22 protein-coding genes are annotated in these 19,858 nt (G+C 36.1%); 19 read left to right on the forward strand and 3 right to left on the reverse strand.

Going from position 1 to position 19,858, the window contains the following annotated elements; all coding sequences use genetic code 11:
- Positions 1–15 precede the first annotated feature (15 nt).
- The 12 genes from KQI71_RS08165 (at position 16) to yihA (ending at position 10,917) form a co-directional block, all read left to right on the forward strand.
- Positions 16–582: a bifunctional adenosylcobinamide kinase/adenosylcobinamide-phosphate guanylyltransferase gene (locus KQI71_RS08165; protein WP_216435423.1), complete on the forward strand. Its 567-nt coding sequence runs from the start codon at positions 16–18 to the stop codon at positions 580–582.
- Complete coding sequence (locus KQI71_RS08170; RefSeq protein WP_216435424.1) at positions 576–1,319, forward strand: adenosylcobinamide-GDP ribazoletransferase; 744 nt, start codon at positions 576–578, stop codon at positions 1,317–1,319. The genes KQI71_RS08165 and KQI71_RS08170 overlap by 7 nt, the downstream gene beginning before the upstream one ends.
- A gap of 18 nt (positions 1,320–1,337) precedes the next feature.
- A complete protein-coding gene (locus tag KQI71_RS08175; protein ID WP_216435425.1) occupies positions 1,338–1,667 on the forward strand; it encodes a bifunctional adenosylcobinamide kinase/adenosylcobinamide-phosphate guanylyltransferase in 330 nt (109 codons plus the stop codon).
- The gene (locus tag KQI71_RS08180) at positions 1,664–2,260 is read left to right on the forward strand and encodes a histidine phosphatase family protein (protein ID WP_216435426.1); all 597 of its coding nucleotides are present in this window, start codon (positions 1,664–1,666) and stop codon (positions 2,258–2,260) included. Before KQI71_RS08175 ends, KQI71_RS08180 begins: the two co-directional genes overlap by 4 nt.
- Positions 2,247–3,233, forward strand: a complete 987-nt coding sequence (gene cbiB / locus KQI71_RS08185) for an adenosylcobinamide-phosphate synthase CbiB (RefSeq protein ID WP_216435427.1) — start codon at positions 2,247–2,249, stop codon at positions 3,231–3,233. Before KQI71_RS08180 ends, cbiB begins: the two co-directional genes overlap by 14 nt.
- A gap of 12 nt (positions 3,234–3,245) precedes the next feature.
- Complete coding sequence (locus KQI71_RS08190; RefSeq protein WP_216435428.1) at positions 3,246–4,295, forward strand: pyridoxal phosphate-dependent aminotransferase; 1,050 nt, start codon at positions 3,246–3,248, stop codon at positions 4,293–4,295.
- 2 nt (positions 4,296–4,297) lie between these two features.
- Positions 4,298–5,809, forward strand: a complete 1,512-nt coding sequence (locus KQI71_RS08195) for a cobyric acid synthase (protein ID WP_216435429.1) — start codon at positions 4,298–4,300, stop codon at positions 5,807–5,809.
- The gene (locus tag KQI71_RS08200; protein WP_216435430.1) at positions 5,802–6,320 is read left to right on the forward strand and encodes a cob(I)yrinic acid a,c-diamide adenosyltransferase; all 519 of its coding nucleotides are present in this window, start codon (positions 5,802–5,804) and stop codon (positions 6,318–6,320) included. Before KQI71_RS08195 ends, KQI71_RS08200 begins: the two co-directional genes overlap by 8 nt.
- A gap of 13 nt (positions 6,321–6,333) precedes the next feature.
- Complete coding sequence (locus tag KQI71_RS08205) at positions 6,334–6,975, forward strand: precorrin-8X methylmutase (RefSeq protein ID WP_216435431.1); 642 nt, start codon at positions 6,334–6,336, stop codon at positions 6,973–6,975.
- Between the two features lie 282 nt (positions 6,976–7,257).
- Positions 7,258–9,375, forward strand: coding sequence for a glutamine synthetase III family protein (locus KQI71_RS08210; RefSeq protein ID WP_216435432.1), 2,118 nt, complete (start codon positions 7,258–7,260; stop codon positions 9,373–9,375).
- A gap of 109 nt (positions 9,376–9,484) precedes the next feature.
- Positions 9,485–10,255 carry a polysaccharide deacetylase family protein gene (locus KQI71_RS08215; RefSeq protein ID WP_216435433.1) on the forward strand — a complete coding sequence of 257 codons (771 nt, stop codon included), beginning with the start codon at positions 9,485–9,487 and terminating at the stop codon, positions 10,253–10,255.
- A gap of 44 nt (positions 10,256–10,299) precedes the next feature.
- Positions 10,300–10,917, forward strand: coding sequence for a ribosome biogenesis GTP-binding protein YihA/YsxC (gene yihA, locus KQI71_RS08220; RefSeq protein WP_216435434.1), 618 nt, complete (start codon positions 10,300–10,302; stop codon positions 10,915–10,917).
- On the opposite strand, the gene KQI71_RS08225 is transcribed toward yihA, so the two are convergent.
- Positions 10,909–11,427, reverse strand: coding sequence for a DUF4364 family protein (locus tag KQI71_RS08225; RefSeq protein ID WP_216435435.1), 519 nt, complete (start codon positions 11,425–11,427; stop codon positions 10,909–10,911). The genes yihA and KQI71_RS08225 overlap by 9 nt on opposite strands.
- 109 nt (positions 11,428–11,536) lie before the next feature.
- On the opposite strand from KQI71_RS08225, the gene KQI71_RS08230 reads away from it, so the two are divergent.
- Genes KQI71_RS08230 through spoVAE form a run of 5 tightly spaced genes read left to right on the forward strand, consistent with a single transcriptional unit; the run spans position 11,537 to position 14,415 of the window.
- A complete protein-coding gene (locus KQI71_RS08230) occupies positions 11,537–12,163 on the forward strand; it encodes a stage V sporulation protein AA (RefSeq protein ID WP_216435436.1) in 627 nt (208 codons plus the stop codon).
- Positions 12,150–12,566, forward strand: coding sequence for a stage V sporulation protein AB (locus tag KQI71_RS08235; RefSeq protein WP_216435437.1), 417 nt, complete (start codon positions 12,150–12,152; stop codon positions 12,564–12,566). The genes KQI71_RS08230 and KQI71_RS08235 overlap by 14 nt, the downstream gene beginning before the upstream one ends.
- A 15-nt stretch (positions 12,567–12,581) precedes the next feature.
- Positions 12,582–13,046, forward strand: a complete 465-nt coding sequence (gene spoVAC, locus KQI71_RS08240) for a stage V sporulation protein AC (protein ID WP_216435438.1) — start codon at positions 12,582–12,584, stop codon at positions 13,044–13,046.
- A complete protein-coding gene (spoVAD, locus tag KQI71_RS08245) occupies positions 13,043–14,059 on the forward strand; it encodes a stage V sporulation protein AD (protein WP_216435439.1) in 1,017 nt (338 codons plus the stop codon). The genes spoVAC and spoVAD overlap by 4 nt, the downstream gene beginning before the upstream one ends.
- The gene (spoVAE, locus tag KQI71_RS08250) at positions 14,059–14,415 is read left to right on the forward strand and encodes a stage V sporulation protein AE (protein ID WP_216435440.1); all 357 of its coding nucleotides are present in this window, start codon (positions 14,059–14,061) and stop codon (positions 14,413–14,415) included. Before spoVAD ends, spoVAE begins: the two co-directional genes overlap by 1 nt.
- Before the next feature lie 138 nt (positions 14,416–14,553).
- Here the strand turns inward: spoVAE and KQI71_RS08255 are convergent, their stop codons facing one another.
- Positions 14,554–17,082, reverse strand: coding sequence for a transglycosylase domain-containing protein (locus tag KQI71_RS08255; protein WP_216435441.1), 2,529 nt, complete (start codon positions 17,080–17,082; stop codon positions 14,554–14,556).
- 94 nt (positions 17,083–17,176) lie between these two features.
- Here KQI71_RS08255 and KQI71_RS08260 point away from each other — a divergent pair, with 94 nt between their 5' ends.
- Together KQI71_RS08260 and KQI71_RS08265 are read left to right on the forward strand one after the other, a co-directional pair.
- The gene (locus tag KQI71_RS08260) at positions 17,177–17,479 is read left to right on the forward strand and encodes a DUF6514 family protein (protein ID WP_216435442.1); all 303 of its coding nucleotides are present in this window, start codon (positions 17,177–17,179) and stop codon (positions 17,477–17,479) included.
- Positions 17,463–18,116 carry a YigZ family protein gene (locus KQI71_RS08265; protein WP_216435443.1) on the forward strand — a complete coding sequence of 218 codons (654 nt, stop codon included), beginning with the start codon at positions 17,463–17,465 and terminating at the stop codon, positions 18,114–18,116. The genes KQI71_RS08260 and KQI71_RS08265 overlap by 17 nt, the downstream gene beginning before the upstream one ends.
- Before the next feature lie 67 nt (positions 18,117–18,183).
- Here the strand turns inward: KQI71_RS08265 and KQI71_RS08270 are convergent, their stop codons facing one another.
- Positions 18,184–19,851, reverse strand: a complete 1,668-nt coding sequence (locus tag KQI71_RS08270) for a 2-isopropylmalate synthase (protein WP_216435444.1) — start codon at positions 19,849–19,851, stop codon at positions 18,184–18,186.
- Between the last annotated feature and the right edge of the window lie 7 nt (positions 19,852–19,858).

Genomic DNA, 19,858 nt, shown 5'->3' on the forward strand with positions numbered 1-19,858 from the left:
AAAGGAATAGAAAGGATGCTATATCTTATCACCGGTGGAAGTGCCAGTGGAAAATCAGAATATGCAGAAAATCTTGCAGTAAAAAAACATAGAGAAATATTTGGGGATGGGAAGCTTTTGTACGCAGCTTTTATGTATCCGTATGATGAAGAATGTAAACAGAGAATTGAACGACATAGACAAATGCGAAAGGAAAAAGGATTTGAGACGATAGAGCCTTATATATGCAAAGATGATATTTCATTTGGTAGGAGAGATGTTGTTTTGATGGAATGTATGTCGAATCTTCTTGCAAATGAGATGTATTTGGACGGTGGGGTAACCAAACGTTATCCAGGAAAATGTTATGAAGATTTAGAAGATATCATTATATCTTACATAAAAAAGGTAGAGGAAAACGTCGGATGTGTTGTCATCGTAACCAATGAGATATTTGCGGATGGAATGCCGAAGGATTTAGAAATGCGTTCTTATGTTACAATCCTTGGGCAAATCAATCAGAAACTTGCAAAGATGAGTACGGCAACAGTGGAAGTGGTTTGTTCGATTCCTGTTTTTTTGAAAGGAGAAGAGAAATGTTAAAATCCATGATCATTGCATTTTCAACGTATTCTAAAATTCCAATGCCGCAGATTGAATGGGATAAGAAAAGTATGCACTATAGTCTTTGCTTTTTTCCATTTGTTGGGCTTGTCATTGGTGTCATCTTTGTATTTGGATATGAAATTCTACGATGGATTGGATTTGGGAAAATAGCAATTTCAGCTATTTTAACAGTACTTCCGGTGTTATTAAATGGAGGAATTCATATGGATGGTTTTCTTGACACCATTGATGCAAAAAGTTCTTATCAACCAAAGGAAGAAAAACTTCGCATTTTAAAAGATCCACATATGGGTGCATTTGCAGCAATTTATGGATGTGTCTATTTGTTGCTTTCGTTTGGTCTTGTTAGTGAGATAAATCAGCATACCATTTTTCTTGTTGCAGCAGGATTTATATATTCAAGGATTTTAAGTGGATGGTCTATCAAGACTTTTTTAAAAGCAAAACATGATGGAATGGCGGCAACGACTTCAGATGCAGCATCAAAAAATGTAAAGTGGATTCTTATAATAGAAGGAATTTGTACAGCCATTGGAATGCTAGCTTTTGACTTTGTACGAGGTGGACTTTGTATTTTAGTAGGATTGGGTTGCCTTTTTTACTATAGAAAGATGGCTTACAAGGTTTTTGGTGGTATTACAGGAGATATTGCTGGATATTTTTTACAATTGTGTGAGATTTTTATACTTGCGATTTTGGCGGTTGCAAAGTAGATAAGAAAGGATAGAAAAATGATATTTATTACAGGAGGAGCTGGACAGGGAAAATACTCCTATGCAACAAAGCAGTTTGGAGGAGAGAAAAAAATTATTGATCATTATCATAAAAGGGTAGAGGAACAATTAAAAAAAGGTTTGGATCCGATGGAAGAAGTAAAAAGATTTTTAGAAGAAGAAAAACCGGATATTGTGATCAGTGATGAACTTGGATGTGGTCTTGTTCCGATAGAAAAAGAGGAAAGGGACTTTAGGGAATGTTCTGGAAGAGTCAGTTGTTATCTTGCCGGACAGGCTCAAACCGTAATTCGTGTTCTTTGTGGAATTGGGGAGAAAATTAAATGAAACTTATCATGATCCGTCATGGAAAAACAAAAGGAAATGTTGAGGGACGTTATGTTGGTTGTACAGATGAAGATATTCTTAAAAGCGAGCGATCACGGCTTCAAAAAAAGAAATTGCCACAGATAGATATTCTTTATGTAAGTCCAATGAAACGTTGTGTTGAAACTGCAAAAATTCTCTATCCGGGAAAAGCTCCTTTGTTTGTGCCTGATTTTCGAGAGTGTGATTTTGGGGCGTTTGAATATCAAAATTATAAAGAATTGAATGGAAATAAAGATTATCAAAAATTTATTGATACGATGGGAATGAGTGGTTTTCCTGGTGGGGAGACAAGAGTACAGTTTCAAAAAAGATGCTGTATGGCCTTCGAGAAAATTTTAATGGGGTTAAAAGAAAAGGAAAAAATAGCAATGGTTGTACATGGTGGAACGATTATGGCAATCTTGGATGCGTTTTCAGATCCTCATCAGGACTATTATGGTTGGCAGATTGGAAATGGAGAAGGATTGGAAATGGACGTTTGCCAGAAACAAGATAAGATTTGCCTAACATCCATTCATAAGATTGAGACAGGAGGGCATGGCATTGAATAAAATCGTTGTCATATGTGTGGGATGTTTGTTAGATTGGATAATTGGAGATCCACATTGGCTTTGGCATCCAGTTCAAGGAATTGGGCAATGCATCGTGTGGATAGAAAAAGGACTTCGGACTTTCTTTCACATATCTGATCAGAAAGAAGAAGATCGCACGAAAAAAATATGGTGTGGAGGAATTCTTGTTTTGCTTGTATTGCTTTTTTCCTTCTTTGTCTTTGGAGGAATCTTGTGGATTTGTGGAAAAATTCATCCAGCAATTCAAATGGCAGTGGAATGTATTTTTTGTTGGCAGATGTTGGCGGCAAGATCTCTTCAGAAAGAAAGTATGAAAGTTTATGATGCATTAAAAGAAGGAGATCTTGAAAAGTCAAGAAAGGCAGTTTCTATGATTGTTGGTCGTGATACCTCGGTTCTTGATCAGAAAGGAATTACAAAAGCAGCTGTTGAGACGGTAGCAGAAAATACATCAGATGGAGTCATCGCACCATTATTTTACATGCTTCTTTTTGGACCGATGGGAGCGTGCCTTTATAAGACTGTAAATACAATGGACTCAATGATTGGATATAAAAATGAACGTTATCTTTATTTTGGACGGGTGGCAGCTAGACTGGATGATTTTGTAAATTATATTCCGGCAAGAATTTCCGGATTATTTATGATTTTTGCTTCTTTTCTTTTACACCTGAATGTTAAGGGGGCATGGAAAATTTATAAGAGAGATCGAAAAAAACATGCTAGTCCTAATGCAGCCCAGACAGAGGCAGTTTGTGCAGGTGCTTTATCAATTCGTCTAGCAGGGGATGCCTGTTATTTTGGAAAGTTATATAAGAAAGAATTTCTTGGAGATGACCTTCGTCCAATAGAAACAGAAGATATCAGGCGAGCATGCTCTTTAATGTATGTAACGGAAATTCTTGTATTTATTGTAGGTATTTTGATCATAGGATTGTGGATGGTGAAATAAAGGAGGATTCAGATGGAAGAAAGTTATCAACATGGAGGAGATATTTACAGAAATGATGTTTTATATGATTTTTCTGTAAATACGAATCCTTTTGGAATGCCGCAAAAAAGTGTGAAAGCAGCGGTTAAAGGGATTTCTCTTGCAAAATGTTATCCAGATAGTCAGGCAGATGCTTTAAGAGAAGAAATTGCGAATAAAAAACAGCTTTTAAAAGAACAAATTTTGGTCGGGAATGGAGCCGCGGAATTGATTTATGGACTTTGTCAGGCAATTCAGCCTCAAAAGGTACTTACTGTCTCTCCATGTTTTCAGGAATATGAAGAAGCAGTTTGTTCTTGTAATGGAGAAATGCAGTTTTGGAATTTAAAGGAAGAAAACAATTTTTCATTAGAAGAAACTTTTATAAAAAAGATTACGGAAGATATCGATCTTGTTTTTTTATGCAATCCTAATAATCCGACGGGTCAATTAATTTCCAGACAACTATTAGAAAAAATAGCAAAACGTTGTGAAGAAATGAAGGTATGGTTTTGTCTTGATGAATGTTTTCTTCCATTTCTTAAAGAGGAAGCATCTTATTCTATGCTTTCTTCGATTTGTGATTTTCCACATTTAATGATTCTACGGGCATTTACAAAAATTTATGGAATGGCAGGATTACGTCTTGGATACGGAATAAGTTCGAATGGAAAACTTCGAGAAAAAATACAGCGAGTAATTCAGCCATGGAATACATCAATACCAGCGCAAATGGCAGGCGTTGAAGCATTGAAAGATGATGCATATCTTTTGATGACAAGGCAGCTAATTGAGAGAGAAACACAATATTTGATGAGAGAGATGCAAAAAGGCCTTGCAGAAAAAATTTATGAACCATCGGTAAATTATATTTTCTTTAAAGCTAGAAAGGATTTAAAGGAAAGGCTTCTTGAGAAAAAAATCTTAATTCGTTCTTGTGATAATTATCATAATCTTTGCAGAGGTTTTTTTCGGATTGCCGTGCGGGAAAGAGAAGAAAATCAGGCCTTAATAAGAGCGTGGAGGGATTTAGAAAGGAAATGACAATGAAGCAAAAAAAAGCAAAATCGATTATGATTCAGGGGACAATGTCTAATGCAGGGAAAAGTTTGATTGTAGCGGGACTTTGTCGAATTTTTGCACAGGATGGATATAAAGTGGCACCATTTAAGTCTCAAAATATGGCATTAAATTCTTTTATTACGAAAGAAGGACTTGAGATGGGAAGAGCACAAGTTGTTCAGGCGCAGGCGTGTGGTGTGGAACCTTCGGTAAAAATGAATCCAATTTTATTAAAGCCGACAACAGATATGGGATCTCAGGTAATTGTTAATGGAAAAGTCCAAGGAAATATGCGTGCCATGGATTACTTTAAAAAGAAAAAAGATTATATTCCGGTAATCAAAAAAGCTTATGAACAGTTGGCATCGGAGTATGATATTATTGTGATAGAAGGAGCAGGAAGTCCAGCGGAAATTAATCTAAAACAGGATGATATTGTAAATATGGGAATGGCGGCCATTGCAGATGCACCAGTACTTCTTGTTGGGGATATTGATCGGGGAGGTGTGTTTGCACAGCTTTATGGAACGGTTGAATTATTAAATGTGAGTGAAAAAGAAAGAATTAAAGGGCTTATTATTAATAAATTTCGTGGAGATGAAGAAATTTTAAAGCCGGGACTTTCTATGCTTCATAATCTTTGTAAGAAGAAGGTCGTTGGGGTGATTCCTTACCTAAATGTTGACATTGAGGAAGAAGATTCTTTGGCAGAAGAACTTTCACAAAAAGTATGTACAAAAGCTATTGATATTGCAGTTATAAGGTTTCCAAAGATTTCTAATTTTACAGATATGCAAGCACTTTCTATGGAAAAAAATATCTCTGTTCGATATGTAAATAAAAAATCAGAGCTTGGAAACCCAGATGTTATCATTCTTCCAGGAACAAAAAATACAATGAAGGATCTTTTGTGGTTACGTGAAAGCGGTTTGGAAGGAACTATTTTAAGGCTTGTATCTAAAGGAAGTCTTTTGTTTGGAATTTGTGGTGGATATCAGATGCTAGGGGAGAAGATTACGGATGTAAACGGAATTGAGGGAAACGGAAGTATTCGTGGACTTGGATTAATCCCGATGAATACAATCTTTGAGCCGGAAAAGACAAGAACGCAAATCGAAGGGATTACATTAGATGCACTGGGAAGTCTTGCTATTCTCTCTGGGAAAAAAATTAAAGGATATGAAATTCATATGGGACGATCCATTTTTACGCAAGAGCATCAGGCATTTGCAGTTTTTAAGGGAAAAAAAGATGGATATTGGAAGGAAAACGTGATAGGAACTTATCTCCACGGTGTTTTTGATGAAGAAGAGTTTCGCAAAGCATTTTTGAAATTTTTATTTCAGAAGAAAGGATTGGATCCTAAGGAAATTTCAGATCTTACACTGGAAGAGTATCACAATCAGCAGTATGATCTTTTGGCAGATGGTATTCGCAGCCATCTTGATATGAAAGAAGTTTACCGGATTTTGGAGAAAGGTGGAAGTCATGCTTGAAATTTATCATGGGGATGGAAAAGGAAAGACAACAGCGGGAGTAGGACTTTGCCTACGTGCAGCAGGAGCTGGTTTTTCAGTATGGTTTTTTCAATTTATGAAGGATGGAACTTCTGCAGAAATTCCAATGTTATCAAAAATTGATGGGATTCATGTTGTTTATTCAGATGTTTTTTTTGGATTTACGAAAAATATGACGCAGGAACAAAAACAACAGATGAAAGAACAATATAAAAAAATGTTGCAAAAGGCAGAAGAGATTGCAAAAAATTCAGAAAAAGAAACGTTAATTGTATTAGATGAAGTTCTTCATGCTTGTAATCAGAAGTTACTGGATCAAAAAGTATTGAGAAAATTTCTCGCTGCATATAAGGATCAGATAGAAATTGTATTGACTGGAAGAAATCCATCCAAAGATTTAATGGATCTTTCCGATTATATATCTGAAGTAAAAAAACAAAAACATCCTTATGATCGTGGAATTGCGGCGAGAAAGGGAATTGAGTTTTAAGAAAGGAAAAAACATGAAAAGATGCAAGGTTTCGCTGGAAAAAGTACTTCCGGCAGAGATTGAACAAAGAAGTTTTGAAATCATTACACAAGAACTTGGAGATCGCATATTAGACCCTATTGAGGCACCGGTTATTAAAAGAGTGATTCATACAACTGCAGATTTTGATTATGTTGATCACTTGTATTTTTCTGATGACGTGGTAAAATCTTTACAGAATGCACTTAGAGATGGAGCATGTATTGTCACAGATACACAGATGGCAAGATCTGGGATTAATAAACGCGAACTTTCGAAGTATGGTGGGGAAGTGTTATGTTTTATGAGTGATGAAGATGTTGCCATTGAAGCAAAAAGAAATAAAACAACAAGAGCTGTTGCCAGCATGGAAAAAGCATCTAGACTTTCAAAGCCTGTCATTTTTGCTATTGGAAATGCGCCAACGGCACTCGTTCGCCTTTATGAATTGATGCAAGAAGAAAAAGTTCATCCGATAGGCATCATTGCAGTTCCAGTTGGATTCGTCAATGTTGTGGAATCAAAGGAATTAATTATTAAATCTGGATGTCCATCTATTGTGGCACGAGGAAGAAAAGGCGGAAGTAATGTTGCAGCAGCAATTGTCAATGCCTTGTTGTATGAAATGCGCAAATAAGAAAAAATATTTTCCCTTAAAAAAATAAAAAAATACGCCCAAAACGTCCAAAAAACACAAAAAATAAGAGAAAAAACATAAAAAAATGCGAAAAGTACTACATAAAATACAAAAAAAGGCTTGATTTTAAAAAAAAATCATTGTATCCTATAACCAATGAAGTTACTGACAAGGGCGTCAAACAATTAGTTTCATATTGTTTGTCGTCCCTTTTTTTCTATAACGGGAAAAAAATAGATAGATTATAATACTTCAAATGTAAGAGAAGAAAGGAAGAACTCTATGAAGGAAAAAATTAATGTATCAGAAATTTTTGGATCTCATGTGTTTAATGACAGTGTTATGAAAGCTCGTCTGCCAAAAGCTGTTTACAAAGATCTGAAGAAAACAATCGAAGAAGGAACAGAATTAAATCCTGCAATTGCTGACGTTGTTGCAAATGAAATGAAAGAATGGGCTATTGAAAAAGGTGCAACTCATTTCACACACTGGTTCCAGCCATTAACAGGTGTAACTGCTGAAAAGCATGACGCATTTATCAACCCAACAGATGATGGAAAAGTTCTTCTGGAATTCTCCGGAAAAGAACTGATCAAGGGAGAACCTGATGCGTCTTCATTCCCATCAGGTGGATTAAGAGCAACATTTGAAGCTCGTGGATATACTGCTTGGGATTGTACATCACCTGCATTCATTAAAGAGACAAAAGATTCTTGCATTTTATGTATCCCAACAGCTTTCTGCTCTTATAAAGGAGAAGCATTGGATAAGAAGACACCACTTCTTCGTTCTATGCAGGCACTGGATATTCAGGCAACAAGATTATTAAATGTTTTAGGTAATAAAAATGTAAAACGTGTCAGTACATCTGTTGGACCAGAACAGGAATATTTCCTTGTTGATGAAGAAAAATATAAACAGAGAAAAGACTTAATTTTTACAGGACGTACTTTATTTGGGGCAATGCCTCCAAAAGGACAGGAAATGGATGACCATTACTTTGGTATTATCAAACCAAGAATCGAAGGATTCATGAAAGATTTAAATATCGAAGCATGGAAACTTGGAATTAGTGCAAAGACAGAACATAATGAAGTAGCACCTGCACAGCATGAATTAGCACCAATTTATAATTCTAATAACGTAGCAACAGACCACAACCAGTTATTAATGGAAACAATGAGACGTGTTGCAAGACGTCATGGATTAAAATGCCTGCTTCATGAGAAACCATTTGCAGGAATCAATGGTTCTGGAAAACATAACAACTGGTCTATGGTGACAAATGAAGGAAAGAACCTGTTAGACCCAGGAAAAACTCCTCATGAAAACCAGCAGTTCTTACTGATCCTGGCAGCAATTATTGCAGCTGTTGATAAACATGCAGATTTACTTCGTATGTCTGCTTCTACTCCAGGAAATGACCACAGATTAGGAGCTAACGAAGCACCTCCTGCAATCATTTCCATCTTCCTTGGAGATCAGTTAGAAGATGTTGTAAAACAGTTAGTAACAAGAGGAGAAGCAACAGAATCGAAACATGGAGATAAATTAGCATCTGGTGTACATTCTCTTCCTGACTTTGAAAAAGATGCAACAGATCGTAACCGTACATCACCATTTGCATTTACAGGAAATAAATTTGAATTCCGTATGGTTGGTTCTACACAGTCTATCTCAGATCCAAACGTTGTATTAAATACAATCGTTGCAGATATATTCTCAGATATTTGTGATAAATTGGAAAAAGTAGAAGGTGGAAAGAAAGCTGTTGAAATGGCAGCTCATGAATTGACAAAAGAATTATTAACAGAACATCAGAGAGTTATCTTCAATGGTAATGGATATTCTGATGAATGGGTAGCAGAAGCAGAAAGAAGAGGACTTCCAAATCTTCACAGCATGGTAGATGCGATCCCAACTTTGACAACAAAGAAATCTATCGAAATGTTCGAAAAATTTGGTGTATTTACAAAAGAAGAATTGGAATCTCGTGTAGAAGTTCTGTTTGAACAGTATTCTCAGACAATCAATATTGAAGCATTAGCTACACTTGATATTGCTAAGAAACAGATCGTACCAGCCGTTATGAAGTATCAGAGAAAACTGGCAAATGGCGTTGCTGAATTAAAAGCCGTTGGCATTGATAGTTCTGTACAGGAAACTCTGCTGAAAGATATTACAGCAAACTTAAATGATATGTTTGCAGCAATTGCAACTCTGGAAGCCGATGTACCAAAAGCACAGAGTCTGGAAAGTGAAGCACAGGCACGTTGCTATCATGATACAATTTTTGCAGATATGAATGCAGTTCGTGAACCAGCAGACAAACTGGAAATGTTAGTTGCAAAAGAAGATTGGCCAATGCCAAGCTATGGAGATCTGATCTTCGAAGTATAATTTTTACAATTTTTATAAATGAAGAAAAGGTACCGGAATTTTCCGGTATCTTTTTTTGTTTTTCGTATATGCTAATTCTGTGATCTTAAGAAAGAAATGAGGGAAAACAATGGGACGAAAAATCACAGGATTTGTATGCATGTTTCTTTTGATGGCATGCTTTGCATGGCAGATGGCACAAGATCATGTAGATCTCATGCATATTGCAGGACAACAGGAAGGGGAGGGAGGACTTCTTGCAAGTAATTTAGCAAATAGTAAAAAGGTATATCTGACATTTGATGATGGACCATCAGATCATACTGGCGAGATTCTTGATATTTTAAAAAAACATCATGTAAAGGCTACTTTTTTTGTCATTGGGAAAGAAACAGAAACAGCGAAAAAAATGTATCAAAGGATTGTGCTGGAAGGCCATACACTTGCGATGCATTCTTACAGCCATAATTATGACCAGATTTATTCTTCCGTCGGTGCTTTTGGGAAGGATATGAAAAAACTTCAAAATTATTTATATGAGGTTACAGGAACAAAACCAGTGATGTTTCGCTTTCCTGGTGGGAGCAGCAATACATGTGCTGGAGACATCCGGCCATTCATCCGTTATGTGAACAGACAAGGATGGCTTTATTATGATTGGAATGCATTAAGCGGAGATGCACTTGATTTTCAGGCAAGTTCTGAAAAATTAAATGAAAATATTTTAAAAGATGTTCGGAGACAGAAGACAAGTATTGTTCTTATGCATGATCTCCATGAGACCATTCATACGGTAAAAGGATTAGATTCCTTGATTACAACATTGAAAAAAGAAGGTTATCATATTCTGCCAATTACTCAGAATACAAAACAGATTCATCATGTATCCGTTGACAAATAAAGGCAGGTACCGTAAAATAAGGTTTCAGATAAGGAGAAATAACTATGATTATAAAAAGTGTTGATTTAGAAACCGTATGCGGAATTACCAGCCGCCTTCCGGAGAATAAGCTTCCGGAGGTGGCCTTTGCCGGGAAGTCTAACGTAGGAAAGTCTTCCTTGATCAATGCATTAATGAACCGGAAATCTTATGCAAGAATTTCAGCTAAACCTGGAAAAACTCAGACCATCAATTATTATAATATTAATCAAGAACTTTATTATGTAGATCTTCCAGGGTATGGATATGCAAAGGTGACACAGTCAGTGAAGGAGAAATGGGGACAGATGATTGAAAATTATCTTCAGTCTTCAAAACAGTTAAAACTTGTATTCCTCCTAATTGATATTCGTCATAAACCATCGAAAAATGATGTACTCATGTATGATTGGATCTTACATAATGGATATCATCCGGTGATTATTGCAACAAAGCTTGATAAATTAAAAAGAAGTCAAGTACAAAAACATATCAAGGAAATTCGTACAGAACTTCAGATGGATAAGGAAACCCCTGTTTTTCCATTTTCTGCATTATCCAAACAGGGAAGAGAAGAAATTTGGGATTTTATTGAAGAAAAAGTCCTGAACATAGAAGCTCAGGACGAAGAAAAATCAGAATAATAATTGTTGAATCAGGGATGAATAAACATCTGAATGTTTATCATTCCAATGATCACAAATATGGACAGCCTGTTCTCTTGAAACAACATTTAAATTTAATTCAAGAAGCAGGGTGTCTTTTTCTTTGATTTTTAAATGTACAGTATATTCTCCACGCTTTGCAGGGAAAAAATCGGCTTCCAGATCTGTCTCTTTTCGCAATTCATATTCTTTTTCATCAAGAAACTGTGCAATGTCTTTCTTGATAGAATCTGAAATCTGATAGCTGAACATTTCAATTGCTTCATCTCCAATTTCCGTCAGATAATAATGACTCATATTACGGATTGTTTTCGTACGAAGCATTTCTTCTTCTTCTAATTCATGAAATGCTCGTTGTACATTGAAATAGTTTGTATATCCTTTATCAATGATAAATTCACAAATCTGGGAGTTGCTTAGTGGGAAATCTACCTTTTTGATTAAATATAAAATCATTAACTTATATAAAGTCAGCTGGTTATCTTCCATATTAAGAACCTCCTAGTCTTATCTATCAAATCATAACATTTTCAACCGCTTCTTGCAACTTATGAATGAAATAGAAAAAATTACAGATAATAAGAAAGAGGTGATGAAGATGAAAACAGTTTATATAAAGGCAGAGGATAGTGTTTGTCTGAATCATAGAGATGTAAAAATAGAAGATATTCTTTCTTTATATTGTAGTGATCCAGATTTGGCTTATAAAATGAAAAAAATGAATTTTTATTGTTTTCCACAAAAGGGAAATCAAAGAAAAGTAATTTCTATTTTAAAAGTTGTGGAAATAATAAAAGAAGTTGATAAAACAATAGAAGTGGTTAATATGGGACCGGAAGATTTTATGATCTACTATAAAGAAAGGAAAGAAGAAAAAAGATGGATTCATTGGATAAAACTTGTATTTGTTTCATTGGTTGCCTTTTTAGGGGCAGGATTTTCTATTATGACTTATAATACAGACGTTGGAATTGATGATCTTTTTCACAATATGTATGAGTTAATTATGGGAGAAACTGCGAAAGGACCAAATCTTTTGCACTTTTCTTATACGGTAGGTCTTGCTATGGGTATTATCATATTCTTTAATCATGCAGGAAAAATAAAATTAAATGATGATCCTACGCCATTTGAAGTCCAGATGAGACTTTATGAGAGGGATGTCAATGATACGTTAATTATTGATGCAGATCGTAAGAAGGAGGAAGAAGATGTGGATTCGTAAAATCATTTTAGTTTTTTATGGACTTGCATCCGGAGGATTAATTGCAGGAAGTTTCCTTGCATTTTTAAGTATGGTGGGGGTGATTCCAAGGCTTGCAGGTCTTACAAAAACTATTCGTTATGCAAGAACTTATGAAAATTGTATTGCACTTGGAGGAGTTCTTGGAACGGTTGTTTTTTTATATCGGTGGCATCTTCCATTTGGAAAAGGAATGTTAATCCTTTTTGGATTATTTGGCGGCATTTTTGTAGGATGCTTGATTGGAGCATTGGCAGAGATGTTAAAAAGTCTTCCAATATTTTCACGAAGATTTGTATTAAGAGATGGGATTCCTTATATTATTTATGCCATTGCCCTTGGGAAAATGTTTGGATGTTATCTTCAGTTTTATATCATTCGATAAGAAAGGAGTGGAAAAATGAGACATGAACCAACCAAACAGGAATATTCACAGATGGTGGAAGAGATGACACCAAAGCATAACAGTTTGTTAAATTGTATTCGAGCATTTTTCGTTGGAGGTGCGTTTTGTCTGCTTGGAGAAATGATAAAACAGACAATGATGAAAGTATTCGATATTAGTAAAAAAGACGCACTTTTATATGTAACAATAGAGCTTGTTTTGCTTAGTGTGATTCTTACAGGATTTAATCTGTATGGGAAAATTACAAAATTTGGAGGTGCTGGAGGCTTGGTTCCAATTACGGGATTTGCAAATTCTGTAGCTTCTCCAGCGATTGAATATCAGAAGGAAGGACAGGTATTCGGAATCGGTGTTAAAATTTTTACGATTGCGGGACCAGTAATTTTGTATGGCATTTTTTCAGCTTTTCTTGCTGGTATCTGTTATTTTCTTGGAACACAATGGGGGTGGATCGGATGAGTCAGATGAGAGGAAAAAGCAGTATTGTATTTGAAAAAGCTCCTTATTTGCTTGGATGGTCTTCAATTGTTGCCCAAAAAGAAGGAGAGGGACCGCTTGGTGATCTATTTGATGAGGTGATAGAAGATCCTTTCTTTGGAGAAGAAACATGGGAAATGGCAGAAGGACATTTTATGAGACAAGCAGCAATGTTGGCGATAAAAAAAGCTGGACTTGCAAAAGAAGAGATTCGTTATGCGTTTGCAGGAGATTTATTAGAACAAAATACGGCGACTTCTTATGGATTAAAAGAGCTTGAAATCCCACTATTTGGTTTGTTTGGAGCGTGTTCAACTGCAGGGGAATCTTTATCTTTAGCTTCTATGATGGTTGCAGCAGGGTATGCCACACATGCGCTAGCAACAGCTTCCAGTCATATTGGAAGTGCAGAAAAACAATTTCGGTTTCCATTAGAATATGGAAATCAAAGACCACAATCTGCAACTTGGACGGTGACAGGTTCTGGTGCGTTTATTGTGTCAAGAGAGAAAGGACCAGTAAAAATTACCGGAATTACGACTGGAAAAATTGTTGATTATGGAATGAAAGATCCTATGAATATGGGAGCATGTATGGCACCGGCAGCAGCGCAGGTAATTTATCAACATTTTCAAGATTATGGGAAAGAACCAAAGGATTATGATGCGATTTATACAGGAGATCTGGGAGAAGTTGGAAAAGATATTCTGATTCGACTTTTAAAAGAAAATGGCTATGATATTTCTGAGGTACATGGAGATTGCGGATTAGAAATTTATGAAAATGAAACACAAGATACACATTCTGGAGGATCAGGATGTGCATGTAGTGCAGTTGTTCTTGCTTCTATGTTAATGCGCCGGCTGATTAGTGGATATTGGAAGAAGATTTTATTTGTACCAACCGGGGCACTGATGTCAAAGACAAGTTTTAATGAGGGTGAAAGTGTATGTGGTATTGCACATGCAGTGCTACTAGAAAGAGAGGAAGCATAATGGAATATGTCAAAGCGTTCTTTGTTGGAGGATTGATCTGTGTAATCGTACAAATTTTTATGGATCATACCAAATTGCAGCCTGGACGTATTATGGTATTGCTTGTGATTTCTGGAGTTTTGCTTGGTGCGCTTGGAATTTATGAAAAAATTGAGGCATTTGCTGGATGTGGTGCGACCGTACCATTGTCTGGGTTTGGGTTCAGTCTTTGGAAGGGAATGAAAGAAGCCGTTGATCAGCATGGTTTTCTTGGTTTATTTGAAGGAGGATTCACGGCTGCGGCAGTTGGAACTTCAGCAGCACTTATTTTTTCCTATCTAGCATCGTTGATTTTTCAACCTAAAATGAAACAATAAGAAAATTATTATTTATAATAAAAATGCAACCAGAAGGCAACAGCAATTAGTACTCCACAAATGACTCATCACCATTTATGGAGTACTGTTTTATGTGTAATTTATTATCATAAGAAACCGATGCAAAATGGTTGTTTTTTAATGTTTATTACATATACGGTTGGCAAAGTTTGATGGCAAAAGATATGGTGTATCATCCGTGCGTCCTTTGTTATGATTTTGGCGGATGAGATAAACTTTTTTCTCAATCTTTGATTTCGGACAGTTACCAGATGCAGGAAGTCCGGAATCTTTGCATATATTTATAGCTATATGAATATCACATGTTTGAGAAGGAATGGTTCCTTTTGCAAAGTATTCTTCTGTTGTCATATCACCGCGCTGATCGTGGTCACACACACCTGGAATAGCCAATTTACCAGATTTCTTGCAAATTTTGGCTTTAATAATACCTGAAGGTCGGTTGAAATTAACGTTAGTTTCCTTTTTTTCCTTTATAATTTGATTCATAACTTTACTCCAAATATTTTGTTCCGGATTTTTAGAATCAAAACGGCTATCTTTGTCATATCCCATCCAAACAGAAGCCGTATGATATGGTGTATATCCGCTAAACCAGTGATCATACTGATTTTGTGTTGTTCCGGCTTTACCGGCAACTGCCATTTTGGAAGAAAGTTTTGCCTTTGTCTCTTCTTTTATACCTTCCTGCATAGCATCTGTTAAAAGAAATGCGGTGGAAGGTTTCATAACTTGTTTTCCAGCAGAAGAACGGCTTAACAATACATTGCCATTTTGATCGACAACTTTTGTATAAAGAGAAGATTTATGATATTCTCCGCCATTAGCAATCGACGCATAAGCGTTGGTAAGTTCCAGATTGGAGACACCATAAGTAAGATTTCCAAGTGCCAATGACTGGCGGACATCAGTGAAAGTTGTACCATTATCTGTTATCTGATTTTCTACAAGAGAAGTAAAACCGAGATTTAAAAGATATTGGTAGGATTTTTTTGGTGTTATATCTGCGATTGCCTTTGCAGAAACGACATTTATGGAATTTGTAATGCCTTCTCTTATCGTAGAATAACCATGATATCTTTCATTATTGTTTTTTACGATACGATTGGTGTCTAAATATTTATATGGAGCATCATTATAAACGGTTGCAAGTGTTTTTCCATTGTCAAGTGCTGGAAGAAAGGCAGATAGCACGTTAAATACAGAACCTGGTTGGCGTTGGGTGCTAGTTGCTCGGTTTATACTTAATCCAGAAGTTCTTGTGCCACGTCCACCGACAAGAGCTTCTACATTTCCAGTTGATTGATTCATAATTGTCATTGATACCTGAGGTTGTATCGTTGTAGAGAGAAATTCTCCAACAACGGTGGAACCAGAGGACCGGATATGATCCCGAAATTTTTCAGCAACGGATTTTGCCTTTTTTGCACTTGAAAAAATCAAGCTATTTCCAAGATGGTGTCTTTTCATATAAGATAATACATTGTTTTCTGTGTAAGTAACATCATTTCCATTTGTATTTTTTACCGTTAGCGTATAAGTTAAAGACACTTTGGTACGGGAAGGATAGTTTTTTGGGTCACTTGTTACATGGTCTGCAATTTTTTGAATTTCGCTATCTTGTGTGGAATAAATTTTAAGACCTCCACTGTAAATTGCATTATAAGCTTTGGTTGCATCATATCCAAGCTGGCTTTTCAGATCATGTACGATCTGAAGGATGAGTGCGTCTTCAAAATAAGAGTTTGGATTATTTTCATTGGATGGTTTATCCGCATTTTTTTGAATTCTTGCATAAACATCGTCACTAACCGCTTTTTGATATTCAGATTTTGTGATATAATGTTGTTCCAGCATATTTTTTAATACTTGAAGCCTTCTGGCAGCATTATTGTCCGGATGAGTGATCGGGTTATAACGTGTCGGGTTCTTTGGAATACTTGCAAGAACCGCACATTCTGACAAAGTAAGGTCAGAAACACTTTTGTTAAAATATTTCTGCGATGCAGTCTGCACGCCGAGGGTTCCTTCCCCAAGATTAATCGTGTTTAAATATTCTTCCAAAATATATTTTTTGGAGGCGATGTCTTCTAATTCAAGAGCCATCGATTGTTCCTTAATCTTACGTTCAATTTTTTCAACAGTCGTTTTTTCAGGCTGAATGCCCAAAACATTATTTTTAATCAGTTGTTGTGTCAGAGTGCTTCCTCCCTGGTTTAAATTATTATTTTTCATACCGAGAAAAGCTGCACGGACGATTCCATAAAGATCAATTCCATTATGTGTATAAAAGCGTTCGTCTTCGATAGAAATAAAGGCGTGCTGAAGGCATTTTGGAATTTCAGATAACGGAACATAGATCCGATTGGAATCATGATTGGAAAGCGTTTTGATCTTCTTTCCTTTATTGTCATAAATGGTTGTAATATAACCTTTTGAGTGGACGGATTCTTTTGAGATCTGCGGTGTTGTTTTTAAAACACCACGCACAAATCCGACCGAAAGACCAAGGCCGGCAACAAGGACGGCGATGGAAATAATCAAAATATATTTAAATAAAAAAAGAGAGATTCTGGAATGTTTGCGAATTTGTTCAGATGAAAGTGTTTCTTTCTTTTTCCATACATTGTGCTTGGTATATTTCATAAAAAACCTCCTGGGTGTCATTATATCAGATAACGATGTGCAAGTAAACAAAGTGCCAGAGGGAGAAATGCAATTTTATAAGGAGAAAAAATCTATGAAAACAAGACAGTTAAAAGGGAAAAATCGATTTTTAGATGACAATGTACAGGAAAATGTAGTATCCTATTATTTAATGGAAGATCAGGAGCAGAATGTTTATGGAATAGGAATTGAGAAACAAAAAGAAAACAGTGATGTGATAGAGTGGGATGAAATTGAAAAAGTCTCGCATTCCATGGCTTATGTGGAACGAATTGTTAGAGCTCTGATTTGCTATCAGGTGACGCCGGTTTCCCTGGCAGAGTCTGTCGATATGCTTATGGTAATGGAGGAAGAAGAGGATGATACAAGCTTATAAAACAATCTACGAAGGTGGAGAAGGTGAAATTTCAGAAAAAAAATCAAGATTTATCGCTCATACAGCCCATGTAGAAAATGAGGAAGAAGCAATGGCATTTATAGAAAAGATTAAAAAAAGCTATTGGGATGCTAGGCACAATTGCTGGGCTTATAGTGTTGGGACAAAGCAGCCAAACCTTCGTTGCAGTGATGATGGAGAACCGAGTGGAACTGCAGGAAAGCCGATGCTTGAAGTGATTCAGGGAGAACAATTATTTGATACGGTTATTGTTGTTACTCGATATTTTGGAGGAACATTGCTTGGAACAGGAGGACTGATTCGTGCTTATACAAAGAGTACGCAGGAAGGAATCAAAAACAGTCAGGTAATTATAAAATGTCTTGGGCAGAGAATTAAAATTCAATGTGATTATACAACTGTTGGAAAGATCCAGTATTTGATTGCGTCAAATGAGATACCAGTTCTTGGGACAGATTATACAGATGTTGTTACCTTTGACTTGATTGTTTCATCAGATTTGGTTACACAAACAGAAAAACAGTTGATAGAAGCAACGAGTGCAAAAATAGAAATTGTCAAAGAAAATTTTTGCTATTTTGCTGAAATTGATGGAAAAATTAAAATATTTGAATAAGAAAAGGAGGCTGTTGCAAGAACAACGCCTCCTTTTTCATATTTTATAAAAACAAAAAGCTTTAAATTTAATTTTTACTATCTAGACGATTTACAGCGCTAATTAATGCAAGAACAGAGGCTGTAATAATATCTTCATGGATACCAGCTCCCCATGTGATGGTTCCGTTTGGTTCCTGAATAGCTACGTAAGCACATGCTTGTGAGTTAGAACCAACATTTAACGCATGTTCTTGATAGGTAACGATAGAATAATTCATATCACTATGACGTTTCAATGCATTGCTGACAGCGTCCAAACGTCCATTTCCCTTTCCGTGATAAACTTTTGGAATACCTGCTTTATCTAGAGAAATTTCTGTTTCAATACCACCATCTTTTTGTACAAAGTGAACTTCCTTTAATTTGTAAGGAGAATCAACATTGACATAGACATTTTTAAATACTTTCAAAATATCTCTAGGAACTAATTCCTGATGACGTTTATCAGAGACGTCTTTAATCATATAACCGACATCTTCACGCATTTTTCCAGGAATATGGAAACCAAAGTTTTCTTCCAGAACGTAGCTGATGCCACCTTTTCCAGATTGGCTGTTAATACGGATTACATCACTTTCATATTCACGTCCAATGTCTTTCGGATCAATTGGAAGATAAGGAATATTCCAGTGTTCTGGATGCTTTTCATCTCTCCAATGCATTCCTTTTGCAATGGCATCTTGATGAGATCCGGAGAAAGCCGCAAATACTAGTTTTCCAGAGTAAGGCTGACGTTCATAAATAGACATACGTGTCAAACGTTCAAATGCCTTGGATAATTCTGGCAAATTGGAGAAGTCAAGTTTTGGATCAACACCATGTGTATACATATTTAATGCTAGAGTAACGATATCTACATTTCCAGTACGTTCTCCATTACCAAATAAGGTTCCTTCGACACGGTCTGCACCGGCAAGAAGAGCAAGCTCGGTATCTGCAACTCCACATCCGCGGTCATTATGAGGATGAATAGATAATACAACATTTTCACGATATTTCATATGTTTGCTCATATATTCGATCTGGCTAGCGTAAACATGAGGCAGGGATAGCTGTACGGTAACTGGAAGGTTGATGATAACTTTCCAATCAGGACGTGGCTGCCACACATCAAGAACAGCATTACATACATCCAGTGCATAGTCAATTTCTGTTCCAGTAAAACTTTCTGGAGAATATTCAAATAAGAAGTTTCCTTCTGTTTCATCAGCTAGACGTTTTAATAATTTAGCACCGTCTGTAGCAATTTTCATGATCTCTTCTTTTGATTTTTTAAATACCTGTTCTCTTTGAGCAACAGAAGTAGAATTGTATACATGAACAATTGCTTTTTTTGCCCCTTTCAATGCTTCAAATGTTTTTTTGATAATATGTTCTCTAGCCTGGGTTAGAACCTGAATTGTAACATCGTCAGGAATCAGATCTTTTTCGATCAATGTACGTAAGAAATCATATTCTGTTTCTGAAGCTGCAGGGAAACCGACTTCGATTTCTTTAAAACCAACCTGGACAAGATATTTGAAAAATTCAACTTTTTCATCCAGACTCATTGGAATGATTAGTGCCTGGTTTCCATCACGAAGATCGACACTGCACCATGTAGGAGCTTTTGTGATGTACTCTTTTTTTGTCCAGTCAAGAGAAGTTTCTGGTGGCATAAAATATTGTCTTTGATATTTGTTTGGGTTCATCATGAATATG

The organism is Anaerostipes sp. MSJ-23 (genome assembly GCF_018918155.1).
GTDB lineage: Bacteria > Bacillota > Clostridia > Lachnospirales > Lachnospiraceae > Anaerostipes.

Coding starts and splice junctions, on each gene's coding strand:
- KQI71_RS08255 (WP_216435441.1), bottom strand. CDS start 17,082: ATGAAATATACCAAGCACAATGTATGGAAAAAGAAAGAAACACTTTCA.
- KQI71_RS08210 (WP_216435432.1), top strand. CDS start 7,258: ATGAAGGAAAAAATTAATGTATCAGAAATTTTTGGATCTCATGTGTTT.
- KQI71_RS08180 (WP_216435426.1), top strand. CDS start 1,664: ATGAAACTTATCATGATCCGTCATGGAAAAACAAAAGGAAATGTTGAG.
- spoVAC (WP_216435438.1), top strand. CDS start 12,582: ATGAGACATGAACCAACCAAACAGGAATATTCACAGATGGTGGAAGAG.
- spoVAD (WP_216435439.1), top strand. CDS start 13,043: ATGAGTCAGATGAGAGGAAAAAGCAGTATTGTATTTGAAAAAGCTCCT.
- KQI71_RS08195 (WP_216435429.1), top strand. CDS start 4,298: ATGAAGCAAAAAAAAGCAAAATCGATTATGATTCAGGGGACAATGTCT.
- KQI71_RS08190 (WP_216435428.1), top strand. CDS start 3,246: ATGGAAGAAAGTTATCAACATGGAGGAGATATTTACAGAAATGATGTT.
- KQI71_RS08205 (WP_216435431.1), top strand. CDS start 6,334: ATGAAAAGATGCAAGGTTTCGCTGGAAAAAGTACTTCCGGCAGAGATT.
- KQI71_RS08165 (WP_216435423.1), top strand. CDS start 16: ATGCTATATCTTATCACCGGTGGAAGTGCCAGTGGAAAATCAGAATAT.
- KQI71_RS08200 (WP_216435430.1), top strand. CDS start 5,802: ATGCTTGAAATTTATCATGGGGATGGAAAAGGAAAGACAACAGCGGGA.
- KQI71_RS08225 (WP_216435435.1), bottom strand. CDS start 11,427: ATGGAAGATAACCAGCTGACTTTATATAAGTTAATGATTTTATATTTA.
- KQI71_RS08270 (WP_216435444.1), bottom strand. CDS start 19,851: ATGATGAACCCAAACAAATATCAAAGACAATATTTTATGCCACCAGAA.
- KQI71_RS08230 (WP_216435436.1), top strand. CDS start 11,537: ATGAAAACAGTTTATATAAAGGCAGAGGATAGTGTTTGTCTGAATCAT.
- KQI71_RS08170 (WP_216435424.1), top strand. CDS start 576: ATGTTAAAATCCATGATCATTGCATTTTCAACGTATTCTAAAATTCCA.
- KQI71_RS08215 (WP_216435433.1), top strand. CDS start 9,485: ATGGGACGAAAAATCACAGGATTTGTATGCATGTTTCTTTTGATGGCA.
- yihA (WP_216435434.1), top strand. CDS start 10,300: ATGATTATAAAAAGTGTTGATTTAGAAACCGTATGCGGAATTACCAGC.
- KQI71_RS08265 (WP_216435443.1), top strand. CDS start 17,463: ATGATACAAGCTTATAAAACAATCTACGAAGGTGGAGAAGGTGAAATT.
- spoVAE (WP_216435440.1), top strand. CDS start 14,059: ATGGAATATGTCAAAGCGTTCTTTGTTGGAGGATTGATCTGTGTAATC.
- KQI71_RS08260 (WP_216435442.1), top strand. CDS start 17,177: ATGAAAACAAGACAGTTAAAAGGGAAAAATCGATTTTTAGATGACAAT.
- KQI71_RS08235 (WP_216435437.1), top strand. CDS start 12,150: ATGTGGATTCGTAAAATCATTTTAGTTTTTTATGGACTTGCATCCGGA.
- cbiB (WP_216435427.1), top strand. CDS start 2,247: ATGGCATTGAATAAAATCGTTGTCATATGTGTGGGATGTTTGTTAGAT.
- KQI71_RS08175 (WP_216435425.1), top strand. CDS start 1,338: ATGATATTTATTACAGGAGGAGCTGGACAGGGAAAATACTCCTATGCA.